This window comes from Gluconobacter sp. P5E10 (assembly GCF_018812145.1).
GTDB classification, from domain to species: Bacteria; Pseudomonadota; Alphaproteobacteria; order Acetobacterales; family Acetobacteraceae; genus Gluconobacter; species Gluconobacter cerinus.
The window spans coordinates 1-24,684 of the sequence record NZ_JACRVZ010000004.1 but is presented as its reverse complement, the minus strand read 5'-3'; the positions used below and the strand labels follow the sequence as shown (position 1 = coordinate 24,684).

The window sequence follows — 24,684 nt, the reverse complement described above, 5'->3', positions numbered from 1 at the left end:
AAAAATTCCGGAAGCGCAATCGTTATGTTGACCGGCTGGTCAGATTAACCATACAGTTTCGGTAAGACAACGACATAATGCCAACCACTTTTCCTGAAGGGAAGGGATGTCATGCTCCTGATCAAGGATGGAACAGTTGTTACGTCTGAGCGGCGTTTCAGAGCGGACGTCCTATGTGACGATGACGGGAAAATCGCGGCTGTTCAGGCGGATATGGAAGCGCCGACCGGCTGTACCATCGTTGATGCAGATGGCCTGCTTGTCATGCCAGGGGGGATAGATCCCCACACGCATATGGAAATGCCCTTTATGGGCACGACGGCCAGTGACGATTTCTATACAGGCACCGCCGCCGGTCTCGCCGGAGGCACAACGAGCATTATTGATTTCGTCATTCCCGAACACGGGCAGTCGTTACATGACGCATGGAAAACATGGCGGAGCAAAGCCGAAAAAGCGTCTGCTGACTATGGTTTCCATGTCGCGGTGACGCAATGGGATGAGCAGGTTCACCAGGATATGGAAACACTGGTGCGGAACTGCGGGGTTAATTCCTTCAAACACTTCATGGCCTACAAGAACGCCCTAATGGTGGATGATGAGACGTTCCTCAACTCCATGCGCCGAGCGGGAGAGCTGGGCGCTTTATGCACTGTGCATGCCGAAAATGGAGATGCCGTCTCGTTTCTTCAGGAGACTCTCCTGAAAGCAGGAAACACAGGCCCTGCGGCGCATCCGCTCTCCCGCCCATCCAGCGTGGAGGGCGAGGCTGCTCAGCGCGCCATTACACTGGCGGCCGTCAGCAATACCCCGCTCTATATCGTGCATGTGTCAACACGCGAGGCGACCGAAGCCATCGCAACTGCCCGCCTTCGCGGCCTACAGGTTTATGGCGAAGTACTTCCACAGCATCTGGTTTTCGATGAAAGCGTTTACCAGTCTTCAGACTGGCTGAAGGCATCGCGCTATGTCATGAGCCCGCCTTTCCGCGAAAAATCGCATCAGCAAGCGCTCTGGGGCGGCCTTTCTTCCGGCCAGCTCCACACCACCGCAACGGATCACTGCTGCTTCTGCCGCTCCCAGAAAGAAATGGGCCTCACCAACTTTACGCGCATCCCCAACGGTGTTCCCGGAATTGAGGATCGCATGAGCATTCTGTGGCATCACGGCGTTGTCGGCGGCAAGATAACTCCGGAGCAGTTTGTTGCCCTCACGTCCACCAATACGGCCCGTATCTTCAATATCCATAGCCGGAAAGGTATGATTGTTGAGGGTGCAGACGCGGATATTGTGCTTTGGGATCCATCGACCTCACGAACCATTTCTGCCGCCACACATCATCAGAATGTCGATTACAATATTTATGAAGGTATGACCGTTACAGGCGCGGCAAAAAAGACAATCAGCCAGAGCCGTATCCTTTGGGATGACGGTACACTGCGTGCCGAGCGCGGGCAGGGCCGGTATGTCGAGAGAGCACCTTTTAAGAAAAAAACATCTGACAGCCTAACGGAGGCAGTATCGTGACTACATTGACGAACGAAAGCCTGTGCGCCCTTGCCATGAGTGAGGGACGCAACTGGATGCCCTTTACTGCGAACAGACTGGTTAACGGTCGGGGCGATCATCGCGTTGTAGCCTCTGCCAAAGGGCCTTACTATACGATGGCCGATGGCAAAACGGTCTTCGATACACTGTCTGGGCTGTGGTGTACGCCTTTAGGCCATGGAAATCCACGCATTGCGGATGCGCTTCGTCAGCAGGCAGAAACGCTGGACTTTGCACCCGGATTCCAGATGACGCATGCACCGGCTGTAACGCTGGCAGCACGCATCGCAAAGATGGCCCCCGAAGGCTTGGAGCATGTTTTCTTCGCGAATTCTGGCTCGGAAGCTGTTGATACTGCACTGAAAATTGCGATCGGCTTTCACAAGCTTAAAGGTGAGGGCGGCCGCTTTCGTCTCATTGGACGCGAACGGGGTTATCACGGTGTAGGGTTTGGGGGCATGTCCGTCGGCGGCATTGTCCCGAACCGCAAGATGTTCGCCACGGTGATGGTCCCTGGCGTGGACCACATCCGACACCCTTACGATCACGCCCATGTCGCCTTTTCAAAAGGGCAGCCTGAGTGGGGCGCCCATCTGGCGGACGATCTCGAAAGACTGGTGGCACTCCATGATGCTTCCACAATCGCGGCTGTCATTGTCGAGCCAGTTCAGGGATCAACCGGCGTTCTTGTCCCTCCCGTCGGATATCTTCAGAAGCTGCGGGAAATCTGTACGAAACACGGGATTCTCCTCATTTTCGACGAAGTCATCACGGGCTTTGGGCGTATGGGAGAAAACTTTGCCTCCCAAAGATTCGGCGTCATACCGGATATGATTACCTTCGCCAAGGCGGTCACGAATGGGATCATTCCCATGGGAGGCGTTATCGTCACTTCAGAAATCTACAAAACGTTCATGAACGGCCCGGACGCAGCCATAGAGTTCGCTCACGGCTACACCTATTCAGGGCATCCAATGGCGGCGGCCGTGGCCCATACGGTGCTCGACATCATGGAAGAAGAAGGGACCAATGCGGCCGTCAGGGCGCTGGAACCCATTCTGGAAGAAGAGATCCATGCACTGCAGGACCTGAAGTCCGTAAAAGATTTACGGAACATCGGTCTTACCGCCGCGATCGAACTCAATCCTCTTTCTGACAAATCTGCCCTTCGAAGCGTTCAGCTTTTTGAGCGAGGGCTTGAAGAGGGCGTTCTGCTTCGCGTCACAGGAGACACGATTTCTTTTGGCCCTCCATTTATTTCGACTCCAGACCAAATAAGAGGAATGATAGCCCAAGTTAGAAAGGTTATTATGAGCTGCGAAAAAGACTTCTAAATATTCATTTTAGTTTCAGAATTCAGAAGTAATCCTCAGAAAGCCGAATGATGGAAGCATCATTCGGCTAAACGCGCTGGAATTAACCTAAAATACTAAATTTATATATTTATTTTCTCCAAAGATTATTTAGTGTTTCATTATTAAAACGAAATATGTTTGAGTGCATATTATTCAGTTACGCCAACTGAGCTTTCGGAGAAAAAAAGTGAAGACACTGGCTTCTCGTCTGTTCCTCGGTACTATTCTGAGTTCCGTACTCCTTTCCGCAGAGGCTGGACGCTCCAGTGCTGCTCCGACCCATCATCCTCGTCATGTGACAAGCTCTCATCATGCGACATCTGGCACACCCGCAAAACCACGTTCCCGTAGAACGTCCATGATGGCAGCCAACGAAGAGAGCGTCGGTGTTCATGGATCGAGAAGCACACGCAACTCTGGGGGAGGCATGATGCGCGTCGAAACTGCACCTTATGCCGTGCAGTCTGTAGGGCGCCAATATATTGAGATGAGAAGCCCGACATCAACCGGCCTTGATGTTGTCCAAAATCTTCCAAGTGTCAGCATTGCCATGCCAGATACGTCCGGAATCAAAGGCGGCGCACTGTATATGCGCGGTTTTACTGATGCCGATACGGCTTTACTCTTGGATGGGGCTCCTGCATCTCTTGCAGCGTACCTTCAGCAGAACGTTGACGCAGAGAACATCGAAAGCGTCACCATGACGCCTGGGAGTTCTCCTATCGATGCGCCTGCATCCAATGCAACGGCAGGTACGCTTGATGAGCGCACACTCACCCCCGGGAAGAAAGCTGGGGGCAGCATGGATTTTTCTTACGGCACCAACAACATGTCCCGGGAATTCGTCCGGCTGGAATCCGGAGAAATCGGAAATTCCGGTATTCGGTCTTATATCTCAGTCTCAAATACCCATTCGAGACAATGGATGGGTGCAGGTACAAACCGCCGGACACATGTAGACGTTGGACTTTTTAAAGAATTTACCAACGGCTCAACTGTCAAATTTTTTGGTTCATGGAACAATTCCATGTTCACAATTGATGCATATCCAGATGCTCAAACATTTTATAATTATAAGCATACGGGGCAGGGATATAACCGTACAAATGTCTGGGACAGGAATTCCACGTCCGCCGGAAATTACTGGCAAGGCAATATTGACTCCTGGAACCAGTTTTTCGTCACAACACAAGCGCATATCATTATCAACAAACGCCTGACCTTCGACCTTTCTCCCTATTTTGCGACAGGCTTCGGCTGGGACGGCTCAACTGCCGGCACGCCAGCCTCGACGGGCGCCACATATTTCTATGGAAACGGGCAGAAAGCTGACCCTTCTACACCGTTGAGCACATACTGGGCGCAGCACTGGTCCCCGCAAGTCGGGCTTGTCGCCAAACTGGGTTACGACATTGATCGTCATAACCATCTGTCTTTCGGATACTGGTATGAGAACAACGCCGTCGACTATTTCTTTCCAACCATGGCAACACAACCTGGCGGACGAAATGCCAAAACAAATGACAATGCCTATAAGCTCTATACAGCAGATGGTCAGGAAGCGATTTACAGGTACAATGCGGGCTACGAGCTGAATTCTTTCTTTATCGAAGATACCGCTAAATATTTTAATGATCGCCTGACCATAAACGGTGGCTTCAAATACATCATGTCCAACTATTGGGATCGTGCTTCCGGGCTCAGCCAATTTACGATCGGAGCGAACTCAACCGCGCCCCTTCCGCATCTTTCTGTATCGTATAAAATCGACTCTCACAGTCAGGTTTACATGAATGCCGAGGGTGATTTCCGCCAGCCGTCTCCGTCACAGCTGTCTGGCTCGACGTCACTCCCCAAAAACCAGTATTCCATCACGGAACAAATTGGATATCGCTATAACAACCGGTACCTGACGTTAGATATTTCGGCATTCAATTCCAATATCACCAACCGTCTTCTCACCACCTATCTGCCCAATACCGCTTACGCAGTTTCCAATGCAGGAAACCAGACGATCCGCGGATTTGATGCCATGATTGCGGGAAGGGATTTCCACCATTTCAGCCCTTACGCCTCAGTGGAGTACCTGCATGGCACTTTTGACTCAAATATTCCTTATGGTGACACATACCTTCCCACCAAAGGAAAACAGTCCATTCTCACGCCACGAGTGCTTGCAAATTTTGGCCTGACCTACAGCAATGCAGGATTTTTTGGAAACTTCAGCCTTCATTATACCGGTCCGCAGTCAGTAACGCTTGTGGGCGATCAGAGAATGCCAGGGTTTGTTACCAATACCCTCGCGCTTGGGTATCATTTCAAACCGCTCTATTTCCTGAAAACCCCTACGTTCCGTTTGAATTTCTCCAATCTGACGGGATCGATCATTCGTGTCGGAACAACGGGCATTACCAACAACTACCATAATGTGACACTGCTCGATGGCAGTACCCTAGCAGGCAGCAGCGGAGCATCCTTCTATGTGCTTCCAAGGTTTTCAATGACGGGGACGGTCTCATCGGATTTCTGAGTTTGACTGCATTGTTCGAAAGAATAGTTGCCGAGATATGCATCAGAGCGAATGGTTATTTTACGGGTCCGTGAGTGTTCGGGACGGGCTAAGAAGAAAGCCCCTCCAATTGCTGTCCTAATCGCCAGGCCATGTGGCATAAAATATGTGCGCGTACGTCAAAATGACTCAGATATTTACGACCATTGAGGAAATGGGTCAGGAAGATTATCGTAGTGCCAAGGCATGAAAATTGCGTCCTGTGGTGGTGCAACAAGGCAATTATCGAGCGCGGTACGAATTGCAGCCTCGTCCATTCCGGTTCCAATAAAGACCAGTTCCTGACGTCGGTCTCCGTAAACATCGTCCCAGTATTTGGCCAATGTCGCTCGCCAGCCTTCGTCATCAGGCCAATTGTCATGCGGGACACTTGCCCACCACCGCCCAGCCGCCTGATGGCGCGCTAAAGCCCCCGCAATACTCAGATCTCCGACCCAATCCGGTCGGGTTGCAAGCCAGAAATAGCCTTTCACGCGCACCACACCGTGCCATGACTGCTCGATGAAGTCTGCAAAAGCATTCGGTTTGAAAGGCCGATGGGCACGGTAGACAAAGCTGGAAATTCCGTATTCTTCCGTTTCCGGCCGATGTTCAGAATGCCCGTACAACTCTTTGAACCACAAGGGATTCTGGTGTGCACGCTCAAAATCAAATCGGCCAGTGTTCAAAAGCTGGTGTATGGGAACCTGGCTTTGGCTCGTTTCAACCACAGCTGCGTCAGCATTGAGAGAACGGATAATCAATCTTGCTGCCTCTGCCTGCTCGGGAGTGGCGGTATCGATTTTATTCAGAACGATGACGTCCGCAAATTCGATCTGATCGACGAAGAGGTCTACGAGCGCGCGTTCGTCCTCTTCTCCCGCAACCTCACCTCGATCCCGAAGGAAATCGGTTGATCCGTAGTCTTTGAGCAGGTTCACGGCATCCACAACAGTTACCATCGTATCGAGCCGAGCGATGTCACTCAAACTGCGGCCTTCTTCGTCTCGAAACTCGAAAGTAGCTGCGACGGGCAGGGGCTCTGCAATCCCGGTTGATTCAATCAGGAGGTAATCGAATCTTTTTTCTTCTGCCAGCCGTGTCACCTCAGTCAGAAGGTCATCCCGCAACGTACAGCAGATGCAGCCATTCGTCATTTCCACGAGCTTTTCATTTGTCCGGGACAAATTGCTACCGCCATTGCGGATCAGCTCGGCATCAATGTTCACGTCACTCATATCATTGACAATGATCGCAACTTTCAGACCGTCGCGATTATTCAGAACATGATTGAGAAGAGTAGTTTTTCCAGCTCCCAAAAAACCGGAAAGAACGGTCACAGGCAATCGATTGTCCGACATGAGGCAAGCACCTGAAGAGAAGAGGGGATTGATAGAGGCATCAATAATAGTTATGTTATAACATATCAATAGCAAGGAAGCGTTTTCCATGCCGCAGTGTTCCACTCGTACCCGTCTGGCTCGTCAGTCGCTACTCAAAGACATTCTGTTGCCTCACTGTAGCATCAGTGTTCATCAAGACAGCTTGTCGGCATCACTGACACAGGCGGCGAAAGACTATCTGAAAGACGGACCTCGATTATGGATAGCACGGGGTCAAATGGCGGACATTGCTGCCCAGCTACAGGCTTCATTTCCAGAAGGTACATTGCCTCTGCAGAAAGATATCCTGGAGATCGCTACTCTTTACGGCGATATCTCCCGACATCAGGCACTCCGCGTTCGTTTGGAAAAAATAACGACCGATAGTTGCAGGAAATTTCATGTTGATTGCGTCGATCTCCGTTTGCTTCGCGCCTATGTCGGACCAGGAGTTCAATGGACAACCGACAACGGGTCAACCATCCAAGAAGCTTCCACTGGGGCAATTGTTCTTCTGAAAGGGAAACACTTTCCTCAGTGGGACCACGCAGAGAAGGTCCTCCATCGCTCGCCGCCACTTTCTCATCGCCCTTCCAAGGAGCGCATAAGGCTTCTACTCACGATTGATGAAGCCAACGCCTGTGGAGAAGCCCCTTTCGGGATGGCAGCATAATAAATGTCTGGTTATTTGACGTAAATTTCCGATTTTCGGGTCTATGAAAAGATACCTTATCAAATATTAGATCGGTCGCTGTTGTTTCGACTTGATATCACCCAAAGTCAGCAGCCAGATCATGAAACCACCAAAAGCCAGGCCACTGCCAACCCAGCCTACGGAGGTCCATCCAAAACCGGCTGCAATGGCAAGCCCACCCAGTGCGGGACCAACGGCATTAGACAGGTTGAAAGCGCTCTGGTTCAAGGCCGCAGCCATAGCTTCTGCACCTACCGCGACTTCAAGGAGGCGCGACTGAATCACTGTTCCCAGCCCTCCGCCACACCCAATCATGAACACAACAGGCATAAGCTCCCAGACGTTATGCGCCGATCCTGCGAAACCGGCGAGGGCTGAAGCGTTGACGAGCAAGATACCGCCCATGGTCAACATCATCTTCCGGTCAGCAGCCCAGGCGCAAACAACCGTTCCTGTGGTCATTCCCGTTCCGAAGACAGCCAGCATAATAGCAATCATCGTGGACGATGCATGTAGAACTTCCTGCATAATGGCCGTCAGGTAAGTATAAACACAAAAAATTCCACCAAACCCTACGGCACTAATTCCAAGGGTGAGCCACACTTGTCGGTTTTTAAGGCCTCTGAGCTGCGCCATTGCATTTGCATGGGGACATGAAGGATCTGTGGGAATAACCACACTGACAAGGACAGTTGTGATGAGTGCCAGAGCCGCGATCAAACCGAAGGACCAGCGCCATCCCAGGGCACTTCCGATGATACTGGCTAGGGGCACACCTGCAACTGTTGCAACAGTGAGACCAAGCACGACACGCGAAACCGCTTGTGTCCTGCGACTTGGAGGAACGAGTGACGAAGCGATGATGCCAGCTATTCCAAAATAGGCGCCATGGGGAAGGCCGCTGACAAATCGGCATATCAGAAGGTAGCCATAAGATGGGACAAATGCTGTGAGCCCATTTCCAACCATATAGAGGGCAGTGAGCCCAATGAGTGTTTTTTTATGGCTCAAACGTGCGCTGAGAACAGCAATGAGCGGCGCTCCAATGCCAACACCCATCGCGTAAGCAACAATCGCGTGCCCGGCCTGAGGAACCGTAACCTGAAGTTCGCGTGCGATCAGAGGCACCAGACTCATGGCTGTAAATTCAGCAGTTCCTATAGCAAAAGCGCCCAGAGCGAGCACAAAGAAAATGAGAGATGTGCGGGGGGAAGGAACGTTCGTCAAAGACGAGTTCTCGGGCGGTACTGCGATAGTCATGCGGTCTCTTTGAGGAAAAATTTCAAGAAAGTTAGCGAGGCGCGATAGACCACAAGAAACCGTGAGAGCAATGCTGCGATAAAGCGGTTCAAAACTGATAATAACTATAACATTATTATAACGTAACGGTTATAGGAAAATTTCTACTTCAGAAACGCAAAAAGACTGAAGGACGAGCCGCTCTTATCGCTGAACGAAACCGCAAAAAAGTATCGAAAAAATAAAAATCAAACGCTAGATGCTAACAGGAAAATTCCTGATGATACTGCGACGAATCAGACCTTACTGGAAGCCATGATCCCGAATGCAGATCCTCATATCATCCGTAGTTTTTAGAGCCTTGCCCTAGGGCAGCGTTATATTAGGCATTGCATGTCCCATCGCCGAAAACCCTTTGCCATGCAGCCCCTTCAACCCGTTTACGAGCTCATTACGGCCAAGCCAGCGCACAGTTTTACTCTGTCCAGGCATGATTACCCCGCTGAGTGCGCTAAGTGGAATTACCATCCTGAGTATGAACTGCACCTGATTACAGCGGGGAGTGGGCGGTATGTCGTGGGTGACCATGTCGGTACCTTCTACGCCAGAAGCATGTTTCTGATAGGGCCCAACTTACCTCACAACTGGTTAAGCAATCTGGGGCAAGAACAGGTCTGTCATGGGCGCGATCTGATCGTACAGATCCAGCCAGCATGGCTTCAGGGATTGATTCAACTATGCCCGGAATTTGGGGAAATCCTGCACCTAATTGAGGACGCGGCCAACGGGGTGGAATTTCATGGGCCATCGCTGGAAATGCTCTGCCACCAAATGGAAGACCTAGAGCTCTCTAACCCAGCAGAGCGGGTCTCGAAACTGATTGCGCTTCTTGTAAATTTGGCTCAAGTGCCTCGACACGTTCTATGCCAGTCTTGGAACCCCCGCTCTTCGAAAGCAGAAGAGTCCAGGGTGATCGATCAGGTCATGCGGTGCTTGTTGTCTTCAGATTTAAAGATGATCAAACAGGCAGAGATCGCCCATCGCGTTAAAATGAGTCCGTCTGCTTTCTCGCGTCTGTTCCAGCAAGCAACAGGGGGCACTTTCACCAGTTTTGTGCGCCGATTGCGGATCAGTCGTGCATGCAACCTTCTGATGACAACGAAAGACCCCATTTCCGTCATAAGCGCAGAATCTGGCTTCAGTAATCTATCCAATTTCAATCGAGCATTTTTGGAAGAAAAAGGGGTCACTCCCAGAAGGTATCGCCGAGAAGCAGAGCAATCCATTCAAGCGTCAATCTAGTTTTCGAACATTCATCCAGCCCTAAAATTTATCCGCCTCGGTAACGCAAAGCGTCCAGAACAAGGGTGAACACCGGAGAGGGCTGCCGCCTGCTTGGATAATACAGATAATAGCCATTGAATGGCTCGCACCATTCTTCCAGCATTCGCACCAGAGTTCCGGAAGAAAGGTGATCTTTGACGTGATCCTCAAGCATGAAAGCAATGCCATGCCCGGTGAGGGCGGCTTCCACAATCAGATTGACATCGTTGAACACAAGCTGTCCTTGCGTTCTAACCCGGATCTCTTTGCCATCGCGCTCAAACTCCCAGGCATATAATCCACCGGAAGTCGGTAAACGCAGATTGATACAGTTATGGTGCGCAAGATCGTAAGGCGTTTCCGGAATATTCTTTCCGCTCAGGTACGATGGCGAGGCCGCAGCCGCCATCCGAAGGCGTGGACTGATTGGCACAGCAATCATGTCCTGCTCCAGTCTTTCTCCAAGCCTTATTCCTGCGTCATATCGCTCAGCCACGATATCGACGAGGCCTCCTTCAATATTGATTTCCACGTTGATGTCAGGATTCTCGGCTGTGAGACGATCAATAGCTGGCCACAGCACCGTGTACGCCGCGTGAGAACTTGTCGTGATCCGAACAGTGCCAGCAGGGCGGTCACGCAACTCGGTCAGTGCGGCAAGCTTCTGATCAATATCCTCCAAGGCAGGACGGAGTGTTTCTATAAGGCGTTCACCAGCCAGTGTCGGTGCGACACTCCTGGTTGTACGCGTAAGGAGCCGTAGGCCCAGTCTGGCTTCAAGCCGCCGAAGAGAATGGCTGAGCGCAGATTGTGAAATCCCAAGCTTGCCTGCGGCCTTGGTAAAACTGCCTTCATCAGCAACTGCCATGAACATAGCCAGACTTCCAAGCTCTTCACGCCGCATTATGCTCAGGCCTTCTCACAGGTTTCATGACTAAAAGTCATAGACCCAAGAAATTTACCTTGTCTAATAGATTGATGAGTTTGGGCTTATGATTTGCATGTTCAGAGCCTTGGCAGACGCCCAAGGATAAACACGCGGGATCAAGAAACATGCAGAAACGTCTATTAGGCCAGAGTGGTCTGGAAGTATCAGCGCTTGGGTTCGGCTGCATGGGCCTGAGCTATGGCTATGGCCCTGCCACCGACCGCAAGGATGCTATTGCGCTGATCCGCGCAGCATATGAGCGTGGGGTCACTTTCTTCGATACTGCCGAAGCTTATGGACCAGGCATTAATGAAGAAGTCGTTGGGGAGGCACTAGAGCCGGTTCGTGATCAGGTCGTGATTGCCACCAAGTTTGGTTTCGTAAACGGCGTACCAGCACAGGGATTGGATAGTCGGCCGGAGCGTATTCGACAGGTTGCGGATGAAGCCCTTAAGCGCCTGCGGACTGACAGAATTGATCTCCTTTACCAGCATCGCGTCGATCCAAACGTGCCGGTCGAAGAGGTTGCCGGAACGGTGAAAGACCTTATCGCAACGGGCAAGGTCAAGCATTTTGGCATGTCTGAAGCCGGGACGGATTCAATCCGTCGTGCACATGCCGTACAGCCGGTTGCAGCTCTCCAGAGTGAATATTCGATGTTCTGGCGCGAGCCTGAATTGGAGATTCTGCCGCTCCTTGAAGAACTGGGTATCGGCTTCGTGCCATTTGCGCCTCTTGGCAAAGGGTTTCTGACTGGAAAACTCGACCCAAAGGTCGTGTTCGCCAAAGATGATTTCCGAAGCTCTGTTCCCCGTTTCCAGGCTGATGCACTGGCTGCGAACCAGGCTCTTGTTGATCTTGTTAAAGCCATTGCATCTGAAAAATCCTGCACGCCTGCGCAGATCGCGTTGGCGTGGCTTCTGGCCCAGAAGCCGTGGATTGTTCCCATTCCCGGTACGACGAAACTTAATCGTCTCGAAGAAAATCTGGAAGGGGCTGATGTCAGTCTGACGGTTGATGATCTGACCCGCATTGAAGAGGCACTCAACGGGATCACCCTGCAAGGAGACCGATATCCTGCCTCATATCAGAACCTGATCAATCGCTAAGCCACAGTCTCGGAAAGAATAATCATGACACTCACCCCGCCTGCAGTCATGCTAAACAATGGCGTTCAGATGCCGTCTCTTGGTTTTGGTGTGTTCCAGGTCCCTGATCCTGCCGAATGTGAGCAAAGTGTTCGGGACGCCATTGATGTCGGCTATCGGCTTCTGGACACAGCAACGTCCTATGGCAATGAGGAAGCAGTGGGACATGCGATCCGCAACCACGGGATCGACCGCAGCGACTTATTCGTCACTACCAAACTCTGGATTGAAGATGCCAGTTATGAGGGAGCCAAGGCAGCTTTTGAGCGCTCGTTGAACAAACTCCAGACGGACTATCTCGATCTCTGGTTGATCCACCAGCCTTACGGTGACGTCTATGGGGCATGGCGCGCAATGGAAGAACTGTATCGTGCGGGCCGTATTCGGGCGATCGGCGTCAGCAACTTCTATCCTGACCGACTGGTGGATTTTGTCCTGCACAACCAAATCACACCAGCGATCAATCAGATTGAGCTCCATCCTTTTCATCAGCAGGACGATGCGCTGAAAATCCTGAAGCAATATGATGTTCAGGCGGAAGCCTGGGGACCATTTGCAGAGGGACGAAACGGGCTGTTCTCGAATGATCTGCTTCAGTCAATTGCGCAGAAACATGGGAAGACCATCGCTCAGGTCGTGCTGCGTTGGTTAAACCAGCGCGGGATTGTCGCGATCCCCAAGTCAGTCCGTAAAGAGCGTATGGCCGAAAACTTTGCTATCTTCGACTTTACGTTGGACGATGCTGATGTGGAGGCGATTATCACGCTTGATCAGAAAGCCAGCAGCTTCTTCGATCACCGCGATCCGGAGAAAGTCAGATGGCTTAGCACCAGAAAGCTCTAATGCTGAGATACCAGCTCTTGCTTCCTACAATCTTAGCGGCTCGGTAATTTTGGTCACTATGGTGCTGTAGGGAGCCCGAGTTGTAGGAGGCTGTAACCTCATACACTGGCCTTGCTACGTCTAGGGCTGAACACACAGGGCGTTGCAACTTGTCGAACGGCTTTGTCTTTAATAGACGAAAAGCATCTAGCAGTAGCAAAATTAGTTCTGGTGCGTCAGAGACCTCGGTCGGCCTAGGACGCTTGATGTTTGTGACGTTAGAGACCGACACCGTGAACATGAACATCATCATGCGGCCTAATATCTTCGAGGTCTATCGACGGATATTTTTGGGCGGAAACATGCTCAGTGCGAAAGGTATTCTTCAGAAAGAAGGGAAGGTCGTCCATCTAGTGGACAGGACAATCTACGACTTGTCCAAAATACTGGCTGACGTTGCAAACTGATCTTTACAGGAATCTGGCAAAAATTCGCGCAAGGCTCTCTTTGATTTCATCGCGATCAAATCACGTGATGTCCATTGACTGCGACATTCGGAGGCTTTGAAGCTCTCTATTTGCCAAATTGTGCGATGTCGCCAAGAGTTATCATAGTTGACGAAGCATAGGTCTGAACAGACCGCGGCGATAAACCAGTTTTCTACCGCAGTCTGATTCTAGACAACCAACCTTAAGGCGCCGGCGCTTTATAGTGGCAAGCATATGGGGGGAGCCAACATGGATTGGGCCTCAATGCAAGCTTCATGCCCCAAGATGTCACGGGTAACGAATTCTGATCCTGCATGGTGAGATTGCGCACCACACCATCAAACGGACGGGCGAGGGCGATCCATCGTTCTCCCTGCGTGTCCGGTAAAGATCTGAAACCTGTAATATTTGCAAGTTTCCCATCCTGATCCGCGACAGTCATATCTTGAAAATAGCTGTCTGGCCACGACGGAGGCGCCTCATGGAGTGTAAGCATCCAGACGCCAGAACTGCCATTTGGCACCTGTACAGGCAACAATCTAATGCATGACAGGACGAACACCGCAGCTATTGTGCCAAGAGCCACCCTCCACCGTGGAGAAAACAGAGCCGTCACACAACGCCATGCCAGCAGACCCATCGCAGGCAGAACCCACTTGAAATAGTGGACGTTGTTGTAGCGCCACAGACCGCTCGGAATCAGATCAATGTATGAAAAGAACAGAAGACTGTATCCGATACAGAGGCCTGCCAGCAGAATATAGGGAATATCTTTTCGGCTGCGAGCAGTCCACGGTAACATTGCGATGCCCACGATACCGAAAAACAGCCAATTGATTTGCTCCATCAAGCCTTCGCCATCAGGAAACCAGGGGCGCGGGGTTAAAAGCAGCAGATAAATTTTCCACCACAAAAGGTCGGTACGGAAACCAAGCTCTTTTGAGTGAACCATGTATTCCGATGCATGGAACCCATAAATTTGGACGTAAAGAGCACCAGCGATGCCCAACACGACCGTAGCACCAGCAACCGCGACCAGAAGCTCCCTCCAACGTAACTCACGTTCCCACAATGCTGTCAGAAAGCAGGTCGCGGCTACACCTCCTGAAATGAGAAGATCAGTCGGCCGGGTAACGGGAATAAACGCCAGTAAGGCCCCCAGCAAGGCAAATAACGGTAGACGAGCAATTGAAAGCCTGCCGCCATCCTTCAACAGCACTAAACGCGTCGCGAGTGCGAATGCCCACCAGATCAGGGGAACAGAGAGCGTTGTGTTCCAAGGTACGACCCAAACACTCAAAATTGGCGCGGGAAACACGGTCGTGCCGATGGCAATCAACATGCCTGCAAACACAGACAACCCTAAACCTTCTGCAAGAAAAATTATCGCCCCCACCGTTGCGAGAAGGCACAGAAGATCAGGCAGCAGGTAGCAGTTATTCCCCATCCAGACAAAAGGCGCCCCAAGCAATGCATATCCAAACGGATACCAATGTTGAGCAGGAGACAAATCCCAATGGGAGATCGCCTGCGCTGATTGCAAGTACTTCGATTGATCGAACCACCCCCACCATCCCTCTGGAAAACGCGCTGCAGGCGAGGGGCGAGCGGGGTTATGGAGGTATCCTAAAAGGTAAATGACCGTTGTGATACTTACACCGAATAAAAAAATAAAAATACGAGGATATGATTTATTATTAGAAAAACCAGAAAAATCTGAACGATTAAATTTATGAATATTCACTTTAAAAAATCTCTTACCAAAACTCTAGATTTAGAAGGATAATATTATTATTTTAACGAAAACTAAATAACCTTCCTTCCGAAGATCGCAATTTAGCATTTCAACATCTGAAAACAAACATTCCATCCTACCAAATAATCTCCAGATTTTTTTTCAAAAAAAATACACTCGCACGGTAAGAAGACAACTCACCATAAGAACAAGAAGAACACTCCATTTCAGCGTGAATTTTAGCATTTCCCCTTCTTTTCCAACCAGGCCAACTGCGGCGCAGGCGACAGCGATCGACTGAGGGGAAATCATCTTCCCAACTGAACCTCCAACGGCATTCGCGGCAACGAGAAGTGGGCCGCTGACGTGGATCTGCTGACCTGTCGCGGCCTGCAGTCCTCCGAACAGCGCGTTTGAGGACGTGTCCGATCCTGTCAGGAAAACACCGAGCCAACCGAGGACTGGAGAAAGAAACGTAAATGCAGAACCTGTCGCTGCGAACAGGAGAGCCAGCGTCGCAGACAAGCCGGAATAGTTGGCCAAATAAGCAAAAGCGAGAACCATGCCGATGGAATAGATCGGAATCTTCAGTTCATTCAGTGTCTGCAGAAAGATCACTGCCGCATCACGGGGACGCGCGCGCAACACAAATGTCGAAAGAATGGCAGTTAGCATGATACTCGTGCCAACTGAGGAGAGAAGATCAAGCTTGAATACCGAGTGATAAGGCGCGGGCTCTAGCGAGACTGGCGGCATCTTAATGATTAGGTCATTAAGATATGGGAAGGGGAAGGTGATGACCGTGGAAGCGAGCGGGCCGCCAGACTTAAAAAGGTTTTTGAATGGCGCGATGCTCCAAAGTGCAACAAGAACGGTTAGAATGACGAATGGCATCCATGCCCGGATAATGTCACTTCCGCTGTAATGCTGCTCTGCTCCAGTGATGGACGCCTCCTTGTTTCCCTGAGAAAACCGGAAACTGACTGCTGGCCTCCAAAACTTCAAAAAAAGCGGAATAGCCAGCAGCGTTGCCAGAGCCGCCGCAATATCAGGAAGCTCCGGCCCTACGAAAACAGCTACCAAAGTCTGCGTGACGGTGAAGGTCAGCGCCGCAACGAGGATAATCGGCCAGACCTCTCGTAGGCCACGCAGGCCGTCCACGATCATCACCAGAAGGAACGGAATGACAAACGCCAGGACGGCAAGCATGGGCATCGCAAGCCGAGAGATCAAAAACGGGTCTGCTCCAATCACCTGACCGCCGACAATGACCGGAATGCCCATCGCCCCGAAAGCACCAGGCGCAGCATTGGCAAGGAGGCAAAGTCCGCCCGCGTACAGTGGAGGCACGCCGAGGCCGACGAGGAGCGCTGTGGTAATCGCGACCGGAGCACCGAAACCAGCAGCCCCTTCGAGGAAAGCACCGAAGCCGTACGAAACGAGTAGGATCTGAATACGCTGATCGTCAGAGACTGTGACAATCGAATAGCGAATGATGTCGAAGTATCCGGTTTTGACTGACAGTTTATAGAGAAAGACTGCAGCCAAGATGATCCACGCAATAGGCCACAAACCGTAGAGAAAACCATATAATCCCGTCGCAATCAGATACGGTATCGGCATCCCATAGAAAGCCACAGCGATGATGGCAGTAAGAATGACCGTAATAGTACAGGCGACATGTCCCTTCATGCGAAGCACCAGCAGCGCAACGAAGAAAAATGCAATCGGGATGAGGGCGACCAGACTTGAAACAAGAATGTTTCCAGCGGGATCGTATATCTGCTTCCAGGGGGACATGGATCAATTCTCCTGACGTCGTGTCGTTAATGTTTATCCATGCCGGTTTCCGGCTCTGGATGCGGGGGTCTACAGATTTCCGATAACTTTGAGGCCGATGACTGTTGCGTTCGGGATGACTGACGTCTCTCCGGGTCGCATCTGATATTCAAAAGACGGCTGAAGAAGCACACCAGGTACAACCGGGATGCCATAATAGGCCTCCAGTGTTGCCGTATGCGTCTGGGGATTGTTGACTCCCGCTGGGAACGGCAGACCTGCATCCTGCAGGAGATGCTGCCCGAGCGTTAGTCGCTTACTGATCTGATAATAGGCGTACATCACGCCGAAGCGATCGAGAGGACGGAACGGGATAATGCCGAGAAGCGACGTTCCAATATAAAACTGATCAGAAAAGACCGAGACTTGCGGTGTATTGTGAATATAGCCCGCCATCAGGTAGCCTCCTGCCATCTGATGCAAACCATGGCTGCGGTAAATCATCTGGTCAGCCTCAATGTAAAATGTATCGCGTGGCTGAGGTTTCTGCACCGCGTATCGCAAGGCCATAGAAGAGGGGACGGAGCCAATCATGTCTGCAAAGCCGCTGGTATCGTGGCCGAAGCCAAGCTTGTAATGGCCGGGTAGCTTTCGGGGTCCGATGAACGGTTCCCATGTCAATTCGATCGGCAACATCACACCCGTCTGTTTTTCGCTACCCCATGCCCAGCCTGATGGATTGGATGTCAGGACAGAGGAGGCATAGACACCTGTTCTCAACGTAAGATCACGTGTCGGGCGCAGGCGGATCGTGCCGCCCCACGTTGCTTTCGGATAGACGCTCCATCCTTGAACCCCTTTGATACCCACTGGAGCCGAGCACTGAATCATGAAGGTGCACAACAACAGCGACGTGCCATAGGTGTGTGTAAGAGTAATGCGACCAAGATTGATGTTGATGCTGTTGCGACGAAACGCTTTTTCCACATAAAAGTCAGCCAGATGTGCGGCCATGTGGCCGGAAAGGCTGTACACTTCCGATAGCAGAATGCGTCGTTCGCCAACGTGATCAAAGCTGATCTGACGGCCGGCTCGTTCCATCAAAACGCCATGCAAGATCCAGCCGTCCAGACCAAGCAACTTGCCCAGATCGAAGTTGTTCACCCAGGTCAGTTCATGAGCGTAAGACATGCCTCTGCTCAGGCCGCCGCTTACGTTCGCCAAGGCTTCTCCTTTGTAAGCAAACTGGAAAGTGTAACCCCGCTTGGCGAGCCATGCCCGTGCGGGGGACAACTGCGTGACCAGATTACCGAAAGCCTGAGCCGGCACGAAATAGCCAGCTGAAAGATCACGTTCCCTTAAAGCGTCATCCCTGTGGTTGAGGAGCGCAGACAGACTCTCAGTATTGAAAAGACTTTCAAGTTGGTTAGGGTCTGCAAGGTGCTCACTACGCTTAAGATCCACGTGAGTTCTTACACCTTTGTTCCCATTCGATTGAGAAGACGCACTCTTGTCAACCTGACTGCTCTTTCCTGCGCGCGGCTGTTTGACAGCGTCTGATCCATCAGGAGCGCTTCTCGCAGAATTAGCTGTAATCAAGACCGCCAACAGCATTACCGCTGAATACCAGATGTTTCGGAAACATTTTCTGCTTCCAGAGTCGCATAACGACGGCCGCCAGCATTCGGAAAAAACATGCAACATCGCTATTACGTTCCGTAAACGAAACATATAATGTTTCTTGAAGACGCAATGAACAGATAAGCGCGCAGTCAATATGCCACGCGACATACCTGAAGACAGTATTACCGAGTAATTATAAAGTCAGCGTTCTCGCGCGAGCTTCTCTACACTGTCCGATGTAATCTCCGAGATTGAGCGCGCTCCGGTCAGGATCATCGCGACGCGCAGTTCTTTTTCTATGATATCCAGGACATTTGCGACGCCACGCTCTCCCGCGGTCGCAAGTGCGTAAACGAACGCTCTACCCAGCAGAACAGAATCAGCGCCGCATGCAATCATACGTGCTATGTCTAGACCGCTACGAATTCCTGAATCAGCAAGGATCTTCAGATCGCCTTTGACGGCATCTGCGATCGGGGGCAGGGCGCGAATTGTCGAAAGAACGCCGTCAAGCTGGCGGCCACCATGGTTGGATACCACGATACCATCTGCGCCGAATTTTACTGCGTCTTTTGCATCTTCAGGGTCTAGAATCCCCTTGATAATCATCGGGCCGTCCCAGAAATCCCGGATCCACTGCAAGTCTTTCCAACTTATCGAAGCATCGAAGTTACCAGCGAGCCAACCGATATAGTCTTCGAGGGCGGTTGGCGTACCGCGATAGGTCGAGATATTGCCCAGATCATGCGGACGTCCACGCAAACCGACATCCCACGCCCATTGTGGATGCGTCACGGCTTGAGCATAGCGACGCCACTTGGCGAACGGCCCGGACATACCCGAATGAGCGTCGCGGTAACGTGCTCCTGGGGTAGGCATGTCCACAGTGAAAACAAGAGTGGTCACCCCCGCTGCCTTTGCACGTTCCAGAGCGTCACGCATGAAGCCGCGATCCTTGAGAACGTAAAGCTGAAACCAGATGGGCTCTCGAACTGCTGCCTGTACTTCCGCAATCGGACACACCGATACGGTGGACAGCGTAAACGGAATACCCTTGCGACTTGCTGCCCGAGCTGCCTGAACCTCGCCGCGACGAGCATACATGCCAGTCAGGCCCACCGGGGCTAGCGCAGCTGGAAAAGCCAGCTTACGTCCGAATAATTCGATAGAGGTATCCAGATCGGAGACATTGCGTAGAATACGCTGCCTCAAAGCAAGATCTGCGAGGTCGGTAGTATTTCGTCTGAGTGTATGCTCGGCATACGATCCGCCATCGATGTAATGGAACAGGAAAGGTGGAAGTTTCCGAGCGGCGGCTTTTTGATAATCTGTCGCTGCTGAAATAATCATTGCAACTCTCCTGTTGCGGCTTTTGCCATTCCGCAGCCGCTTCTTCCAACATTCCATAAGTCCGGTTTTTTTACGGACTGCCTAACGCATTGTCTGGAAGAAAAGAGTCTTAACATCCATTCGCATAAAAACGCGCTATCCATATATTTTCGATATATAAAATTACTTCTACATAAATAAGTTGATACATTTTAATGACTTACTCGGATTATCCGGCACTGTGTTAAATCAGCGTCAAGGAGATGTGATTAACATCATTAGGGTTGAGATTTTTTGGAGCCGCCAAAACGGCGCATATCAATGGTTCTGGAGCAAAAGCCGCGTGCATAATGTCAGGAAAACGAGAGCACACTGTTATCCATGTAGCTGACAATAGCCGCGGAACCGGCACACCCAATCAGGCTAGATCAGCATTTTTAAGCTGACGGAAAGTGCGTCTCATAAGATACACGGGTGTTTAAGTTGTCCCACTACATCGCGTAACTGTAGAAACGACCCATAGTTTTTTACCGAAGACGTTACAAGCCAGAGCTATCTAATCGTAGGGCCAGCAACAGGCCTGTGCGGCAATCCCAGACAGGTGGCCAATAGTCATTCTCTTGGCCACCTGCGTCGCAATACCTATAAAATCAGACGATTTTCAAGCATCAGTCCGAAAGATTACGCCAGAGATCGATATTTCCTTCGCGTGCATATTGGTCGATAAGCTTGAGTTCTTCCTCTTGGAATGCTGAATTTTTCAGAGCGTTTAATGAATCATCAAGTTGCTGAACATTCCGGGCACCGATGAGCGCAGACGTGACACGCGGGTCGCGCAGGATCCACGCTATGGCCATCTGCGCCAAGGATTGACCACGCTTCTGGGCAATATCATTCAGAGCGCGAACATGGGCGATGTTTTCATCTGAGAGCATCGCACGCGCAAAAGAATCACCTGCCGCCGCACGTGAGTTTTCCGGCGTACCATTCAGATACTTATTAGTCAGGAGACCTTGGGCGAGGGGAGAGAAGGCTATGCAGCCCACTCCAAGGCTCTCAAGCGTATCGAGCAGTTCAACTTCAACCCAGCGGTTTAACATTGAATATGACGGCTGATGGATGAGTAACGGCACGCCTTCAGATTTCAGAATAGCTGCTGCCTGCTTTGTTCGCTCCGGCCCATAGGACGAAATACCGACGTAAAGCGCTTTACCCTGACGATGCATCTGCACCAGAGCGCCTATCGTTTCTTCAAGAGGCACATCAGGCGTTGGACGATGTGAGTAAAAAATATCGACGTACTCAAGCCCCATTCGTTGAAGACTTTGGTCAAGCGAAGCCAACAGATATTTACGTGATCCGCCATTTCCATACGGGCCAGGCCACATATCCCAACCAGCTTTTGACGAGATGATCATTTCGTCACGGTGGGCCGCAAAATCCTTTTTCAGGATCGTGCCAAAATTTTCTTCGGCAGAACCATAAGGAGGGCCATAGTTGTTAGCCAGATCGAAGTGAGTAACCCCTCGATCAAAGGCACGCCTGATAACGGCTCTCCCCGTCTCAAAAACGTCGACACCTCCAAAATTATGCCATAGGCCGAGAGAAATTGGCGGCAGATCAAGGCCCGAACGGCCACAACGACGAAATTCTGCCGCTTCATAACGGGATGGGTTTGGTGTCCAACTCATGAGAAGTTCCTAACTTTGCTGATTGCGTACGGAATTGTGGAGGCGATGGTCAGTCAAATCGGGACAACGGCGCATGGTTCAGATGCGGCAAGACATGTCTGGCGAATAGATCACATTCGGTCTGATGAGGATATCCAGATAGAATAAACGCTTCCATCCCGAGGTCCTGGTAGGCGCGTAACTTGGCCAGTATCTGGTCAGGTGAACACTATCAGGCCTTTCTGGGCTTCAGTCTTCGGTCCCGGAAACACGGTGCCAATCGCTTGCGAAGGCAAGTGGAGATGGTCGCACAGCACACCGGCGGCTACAGCGCGCAGGTCTGTTGTCGGTGCAAGATCCCGGTTTTCAAAGAGTTGACTGGGGCGCAGGCCAGGCCATGTGCCGCCGACCTTTCCTCCCGCAACGGCACCTCCGGCAAGGAATGTGACAGTGCCGGTGCCGTGGTCCGTTCCGCCTGTTCCGTTCATGCGGACGGTTCTGCCAAACTCCGTCAGGGCGAGGACGACTGTGCGTTTCCAGCTGCCCCCAAGGCTCTCACGTAAGGCTCCAATCCCGCGATCAAGCTGGGCGAGGGGGCTTCCCAGTCGTCCAAGCTGAGCGGCATGCGTGTCCCATCCTCCGATTTCCAGTGCGGCGATCCGGGGGCTATGGGGTGTGGCCAGCATTTGCCCCGCGGCGGTTGAAAGTTGTGTAAAGGCATCGGATTTGCGGGGTTTCCCGGTCTCAGAGTCGTTTTTCATTCCCGTTATGGTGGCGTTCGAAAAACCCCGGGCTTTCAGGCCGTTCCTGAAAGCGGGGCCCGTGATGGGGTCGGACGCGTTCAGGGCAACGATCTGGTTGTAAAGATCCTCGTCCGGATGTTGGCTTCCTGCTGGTGCGTAGCTTCCGACCTTGGCAGCCCCGCGCAGGAGAAGTGGAACCGTTAGCCCCATGGCTAGTCCATACCCATCCGGTCTGTTGGCCTTTCCCTGAAGGGCGGAAACGGCCCGGTTCAGCCAGCCGCTGCTCAGGCGGTTATCGGCACCGCTTTCCAGATAGTCCTGCGCTTCAAAGTGGGAGCGGCTGCGGTAGTGGCCTGCTACGGCATGGATAGGCAGCATCTGGCCTTCACCATAGAGGCTATGAAGCGTCTGAAGAGACGGATGCAGACCATAGAAGCCACCCAGATCAAGGAGGCCGCCCTCCTGTCCAGGCTCAGGAAGAACAAGGTCCCGGCGATGTGTTCTGAGATCGGCATCTCCGTATGGGGTGACAGCCGACAGGCCATCCAGTGCGCCCCGAAGGATAATGACCACAAAACGTGGATCGTCCGGACCTCCGGGTGACCCGGCAAACGCGAGAGAGGAACGCCCGAGCGTCCAGCTTGCAGCCAGACCCAGCAGGGCAGTGCGACGATGGATCATCATGGGTCAACGCCTCTGGAATTCGGGTGAAGAGAAAAGCAGAGCCAGTGCATCCTGACGGGAGCCGGCATGATGCATGGCGAGTTGTGTCTGTGGTCGGAGCGCCGGGCCGATGGCGATATGGGCGATCTCCATCGGGTCTCCCGCCCGGACATGAGCCGCCATTCGCCACGCCCAGTCCGTGCGGGCCAGCATGTCCGCAGGCGCACTCCAGTCTGCCGCATTATCACTCCAGCCGTTGGGCAAGGGGGCCGTCCATAATGGTTGTCCCAGTGAAGCGAAGGCCGCGTAAAGCTGATGGGCCGGGGAGTGCTGGTCGTCCGGCTGGCTGGGTTCGCCCCCTAAAGACAGGGCTCGCATGACGGCTGTGGCATAGTCCATGGGGGAGCGGAACTTGCTGCCAGAGCGGTTCGTATCGTGAAGGTCTGCCAAGGCGACAGAGGCTTCGCGCAGGTCTCCGTCACTGTCCCGAAGGACGGAGGTAATGTGGTTGATATCCTGCGGCGAAGGCGTGTCGGAAATGAAGTGTCCGACCATCTGGGTTGCGATATGGCGGTACGTTGCAGGATGCGTGCCGAGAAAGTGCAGGGCCTGCACGCCGCCGTCTTCACCTTCGGGGAAGGTCTGACCCATGACGGTTTTTTCACCCGGTTCATGGGCTTTTTCCCGGAACACGAAGCCGGGCTGTTCGGCCTTCATGTCGATGCTCCAGCCTGTCAGGATGGCTGCGAAGGACGTGACGTCTGTTTGGGTGTAGCCAGAGGCCGGCGAGACCGTATGCAATTCCAGACATTCACGGGCCAGATTTTCATTGAGCCCGTGATGGCTTTTTCGTCCTGCCGGGCTGGTGGGTCCGATGGACGATGCATTGTCCAGATACATCAGCATGGCCGGGTGACGCATCACGGCGAGGAGCATGTCCGAGAAGCGCCCGGTTACATGCGGGCGAATGGCCTCACGCATATAGGCGCCAATGACCGATCTTGTGCCGCCCTGACGCAGGCTAACCGTGAAATGATTAAACCAGAACCATGCAAGCCGTTCTCGGAAAGGCTGGTCCGTTACAAGCAGATTGTCGAGCTGGGTTGTGACTTCCGTTTGAAAGATTGGTTTGACCAGAGGGTCGCCCTGTAGCTTGGCCTTGCGCTGCTCCCGCAGGGCGATCAGTCCGTCCGAACATGGACCGACAGTCCTGAACATGGCCGTGTCAGGTGCATCGAGCTGACGGGAAAGCCATTCCCGGAGAGGTATGTCGGAAGAGCCGCTCTCTCGTTGGCCCCAGCCGAATCTGTTTATGGCACTGACAAGTCGCATGGCATCCTCGCGATGTCCGGTGGACGGGAGTGGCTGGACTTTACTCGAGACTGCTTGCCATATGTGGCGAAATCAGGATGACGACTGTTGTGTCCTGGTTTCTGGTTTCTGGAGCTGATTTTCGCTCTGCGTTTATCGCAGATCTGGAGTTTTCATCCGCAAAATTGCTACGCGCTCGCGTCGATCCGCTCCAGGAAGAGGAAGCGGCGCATATTATAGACGATATTGGCCAGTCCGATCCTCATTGTGGTCCGGGTGATGCCGATTGTTCGGATGAACAGCCCCGTCTGAGACTGCTGGTCGGCAAAAACATGCTCGACACGCGAGCGTATCAC

At 52.2% G+C, this 24,684-nt stretch carries 18 protein-coding genes and 1 pseudogene; 8 read left to right on the top strand and 11 right to left on the bottom strand.

Features of this window, described 5'->3' with window-relative positions; translation table 11 throughout:
* The first annotated feature begins 111 nt into the window (after positions 1–111).
* The 3 genes from hydA to KP707_RS09005 all read left to right on the top strand — a co-directional run bounded on the left by hydA (position 112) and on the right by KP707_RS09005 (position 5,433).
* Entirely contained in the window at positions 112–1,527 is a 1,416-nt protein-coding gene (hydA, locus tag KP707_RS09015; RefSeq protein WP_215751578.1) for a dihydropyrimidinase, read from the top strand.
* Positions 1,528–1,562: 35 nt separating this feature from the next.
* Positions 1,563–2,882: an aspartate aminotransferase family protein gene (locus KP707_RS09010; RefSeq protein ID WP_211503197.1), complete on the top strand. Its 1,320-nt coding sequence runs from the start codon at positions 1,563–1,565 to the stop codon at positions 2,880–2,882.
* 208 nt (positions 2,883–3,090) lie between these two features.
* A complete protein-coding gene (locus KP707_RS09005) occupies positions 3,091–5,433 on the top strand; it encodes a TonB-dependent receptor domain-containing protein (RefSeq protein WP_211506714.1) in 2,343 nt (780 codons plus the stop codon).
* Positions 5,434–5,609: 176 nt separating this feature from the next.
* Here KP707_RS09005 and zigA read toward each other — a convergent pair whose 3' ends face one another.
* On the bottom strand, positions 5,610–6,812 hold the full coding sequence (gene zigA / locus KP707_RS09000) for a zinc metallochaperone GTPase ZigA (protein WP_211503147.1): 1,203 nt from the start codon (positions 6,810–6,812) through the stop codon (positions 5,610–5,612).
* Positions 6,813–6,900: 88 nt separating this feature from the next.
* On the opposite strand from zigA, the gene KP707_RS08995 reads away from it, so the two are divergent.
* The gene (locus KP707_RS08995; RefSeq protein ID WP_215751577.1) at positions 6,901–7,506 is read left to right on the top strand and encodes a DUF1826 domain-containing protein; all 606 of its coding nucleotides are present in this window, start codon (positions 6,901–6,903) and stop codon (positions 7,504–7,506) included.
* A gap of 66 nt (positions 7,507–7,572) precedes the next feature.
* On the opposite strand, the gene KP707_RS08990 is transcribed toward KP707_RS08995, so the two are convergent.
* Positions 7,573–8,787, bottom strand: coding sequence for an MFS transporter (locus tag KP707_RS08990; RefSeq protein ID WP_211503149.1), 1,215 nt, complete (start codon positions 8,785–8,787; stop codon positions 7,573–7,575).
* Between the two features lie 555 nt (positions 8,788–9,342).
* On the opposite strand from KP707_RS08990, the gene KP707_RS08985 reads away from it, so the two are divergent.
* Complete coding sequence (locus tag KP707_RS08985) at positions 9,343–10,068, top strand: AraC family transcriptional regulator (RefSeq protein ID WP_317214235.1); 726 nt, start codon at positions 9,343–9,345, stop codon at positions 10,066–10,068.
* Positions 10,069–10,096: 28 nt separating this feature from the next.
* On the opposite strand, the gene KP707_RS08980 is transcribed toward KP707_RS08985, so the two are convergent.
* Positions 10,097–10,993, bottom strand: a complete 897-nt coding sequence (locus tag KP707_RS08980; RefSeq protein WP_211503151.1) for a LysR family transcriptional regulator — start codon at positions 10,991–10,993, stop codon at positions 10,097–10,099.
* Positions 10,994–11,142: 149 nt separating this feature from the next.
* Here KP707_RS08980 and KP707_RS08975 point away from each other — a divergent pair, with 149 nt between their 5' ends.
* The 3 genes from KP707_RS08975 to KP707_RS08965 all read left to right on the top strand — a co-directional run bounded on the left by KP707_RS08975 (position 11,143) and on the right by KP707_RS08965 (position 13,454).
* Positions 11,143–12,126, top strand: coding sequence for an aldo/keto reductase (locus KP707_RS08975; RefSeq protein ID WP_211503152.1), 984 nt, complete (start codon positions 11,143–11,145; stop codon positions 12,124–12,126).
* A 24-nt stretch (positions 12,127–12,150) separates the two neighbouring features.
* The gene (locus KP707_RS08970; protein ID WP_211503153.1) at positions 12,151–13,008 is read left to right on the top strand and encodes an aldo/keto reductase; all 858 of its coding nucleotides are present in this window, start codon (positions 12,151–12,153) and stop codon (positions 13,006–13,008) included.
* A gap of 245 nt (positions 13,009–13,253) precedes the next feature.
* Positions 13,254–13,454, top strand: a complete 201-nt coding sequence (locus tag KP707_RS08965) for a hypothetical protein (RefSeq protein WP_211503154.1) — start codon at positions 13,254–13,256, stop codon at positions 13,452–13,454.
* A 223-nt stretch (positions 13,455–13,677) separates the two neighbouring features.
* Here the strand turns inward: KP707_RS08965 and KP707_RS08960 are convergent, their stop codons facing one another.
* The 8 genes and pseudogenes from KP707_RS08960 to KP707_RS08925 form a co-directional block, all read right to left on the bottom strand.
* Positions 13,678–15,219, bottom strand: coding sequence for a hypothetical protein (locus KP707_RS08960; RefSeq protein WP_211503155.1), 1,542 nt, complete (start codon positions 15,217–15,219; stop codon positions 13,678–13,680).
* Positions 15,220–15,372: 153 nt separating this feature from the next.
* Positions 15,373–17,010 (bottom strand): lactate permease LctP family transporter, encoded by a 1,638-nt coding sequence (locus tag KP707_RS08955; protein WP_211503156.1) that lies wholly within the window; start codon positions 17,008–17,010, stop codon positions 15,373–15,375.
* A gap of 69 nt (positions 17,011–17,079) precedes the next feature.
* Positions 17,080–18,603 carry a carbohydrate porin gene (locus KP707_RS08950; RefSeq protein ID WP_249202930.1) on the bottom strand — a complete coding sequence of 508 codons (1,524 nt, stop codon included), beginning with the start codon at positions 18,601–18,603 and terminating at the stop codon, positions 17,080–17,082.
* A 210-nt stretch (positions 18,604–18,813) separates the two neighbouring features.
* On the bottom strand, positions 18,814–19,962 hold the full coding sequence (gene lldD, locus KP707_RS08945; protein WP_211503157.1) for an FMN-dependent L-lactate dehydrogenase LldD: 1,149 nt from the start codon (positions 19,960–19,962) through the stop codon (positions 18,814–18,816).
* 647 nt (positions 19,963–20,609) lie between these two features.
* Positions 20,610–21,632, bottom strand: coding sequence for an L-glyceraldehyde 3-phosphate reductase (mgrA, locus tag KP707_RS08940; RefSeq protein ID WP_211503158.1), 1,023 nt, complete (start codon positions 21,630–21,632; stop codon positions 20,610–20,612).
* 197 nt (positions 21,633–21,829) lie between these two features.
* Complete coding sequence (locus KP707_RS08935; protein WP_211503159.1) at positions 21,830–23,038, bottom strand: DUF1501 domain-containing protein; 1,209 nt, start codon at positions 23,036–23,038, stop codon at positions 21,830–21,832.
* A gap of 3 nt (positions 23,039–23,041) precedes the next feature.
* Positions 23,042–24,349, bottom strand: coding sequence for a DUF1800 family protein (locus KP707_RS08930; RefSeq protein ID WP_211503160.1), 1,308 nt, complete (start codon positions 24,347–24,349; stop codon positions 23,042–23,044).
* Positions 24,350–24,516: 167 nt separating this feature from the next.
* Positions 24,517–24,684: pseudogene (locus tag KP707_RS08925) on the bottom strand (IS5/IS1182 family transposase); the annotation flags it as partial.

Excerpts from the sequence above, each read along its gene's own strand:
- hydA (WP_215751578.1), top strand. The coding sequence starts at position 112 with ATGCTCCTGATCAAGGATGGAACAGTTGTTACGTCTGAGCGGCGTTTC.
- KP707_RS09010 (WP_211503197.1), top strand. The coding sequence starts at position 1,563 with ATGAGTGAGGGACGCAACTGGATGCCCTTTACTGCGAACAGACTGGTT.
- zigA (WP_211503147.1), bottom strand. The coding sequence starts at position 6,812 with ATGTCGGACAATCGATTGCCTGTGACCGTTCTTTCCGGTTTTTTGGGA.
- KP707_RS08995 (WP_215751577.1), top strand. The coding sequence starts at position 6,901 with ATGCCGCAGTGTTCCACTCGTACCCGTCTGGCTCGTCAGTCGCTACTC.
- KP707_RS08990 (WP_211503149.1), bottom strand. The coding sequence starts at position 8,787 with ATGACTATCGCAGTACCGCCCGAGAACTCGTCTTTGACGAACGTTCCT.
- KP707_RS08980 (WP_211503151.1), bottom strand. The coding sequence starts at position 10,993 with ATGCGGCGTGAAGAGCTTGGAAGTCTGGCTATGTTCATGGCAGTTGCT.
- KP707_RS08975 (WP_211503152.1), top strand. The coding sequence starts at position 11,143 with ATGCAGAAACGTCTATTAGGCCAGAGTGGTCTGGAAGTATCAGCGCTT.
- KP707_RS08970 (WP_211503153.1), top strand. The coding sequence starts at position 12,151 with ATGACACTCACCCCGCCTGCAGTCATGCTAAACAATGGCGTTCAGATG.
- KP707_RS08965 (WP_211503154.1), top strand. The coding sequence starts at position 13,254 with ATGTTTGTGACGTTAGAGACCGACACCGTGAACATGAACATCATCATG.
- KP707_RS08955 (WP_211503156.1), bottom strand. The coding sequence starts at position 17,010 with ATGTCCCCCTGGAAGCAGATATACGATCCCGCTGGAAACATTCTTGTT.
- KP707_RS08950 (WP_249202930.1), bottom strand. The coding sequence starts at position 18,603 with ATGCTGTTGGCGGTCTTGATTACAGCTAATTCTGCGAGAAGCGCTCCT.
- lldD (WP_211503157.1), bottom strand. The coding sequence starts at position 19,962 with ATGATTATTTCAGCAGCGACAGATTATCAAAAAGCCGCCGCTCGGAAA.
- mgrA (WP_211503158.1), bottom strand. The coding sequence starts at position 21,632 with ATGAGTTGGACACCAAACCCATCCCGTTATGAAGCGGCAGAATTTCGT.
- KP707_RS08935 (WP_211503159.1), bottom strand. The coding sequence starts at position 23,038 with ATGATGATCCATCGTCGCACTGCCCTGCTGGGTCTGGCTGCAAGCTGG.
- KP707_RS08930 (WP_211503160.1), bottom strand. The coding sequence starts at position 24,349 with ATGCGACTTGTCAGTGCCATAAACAGATTCGGCTGGGGCCAACGAGAG.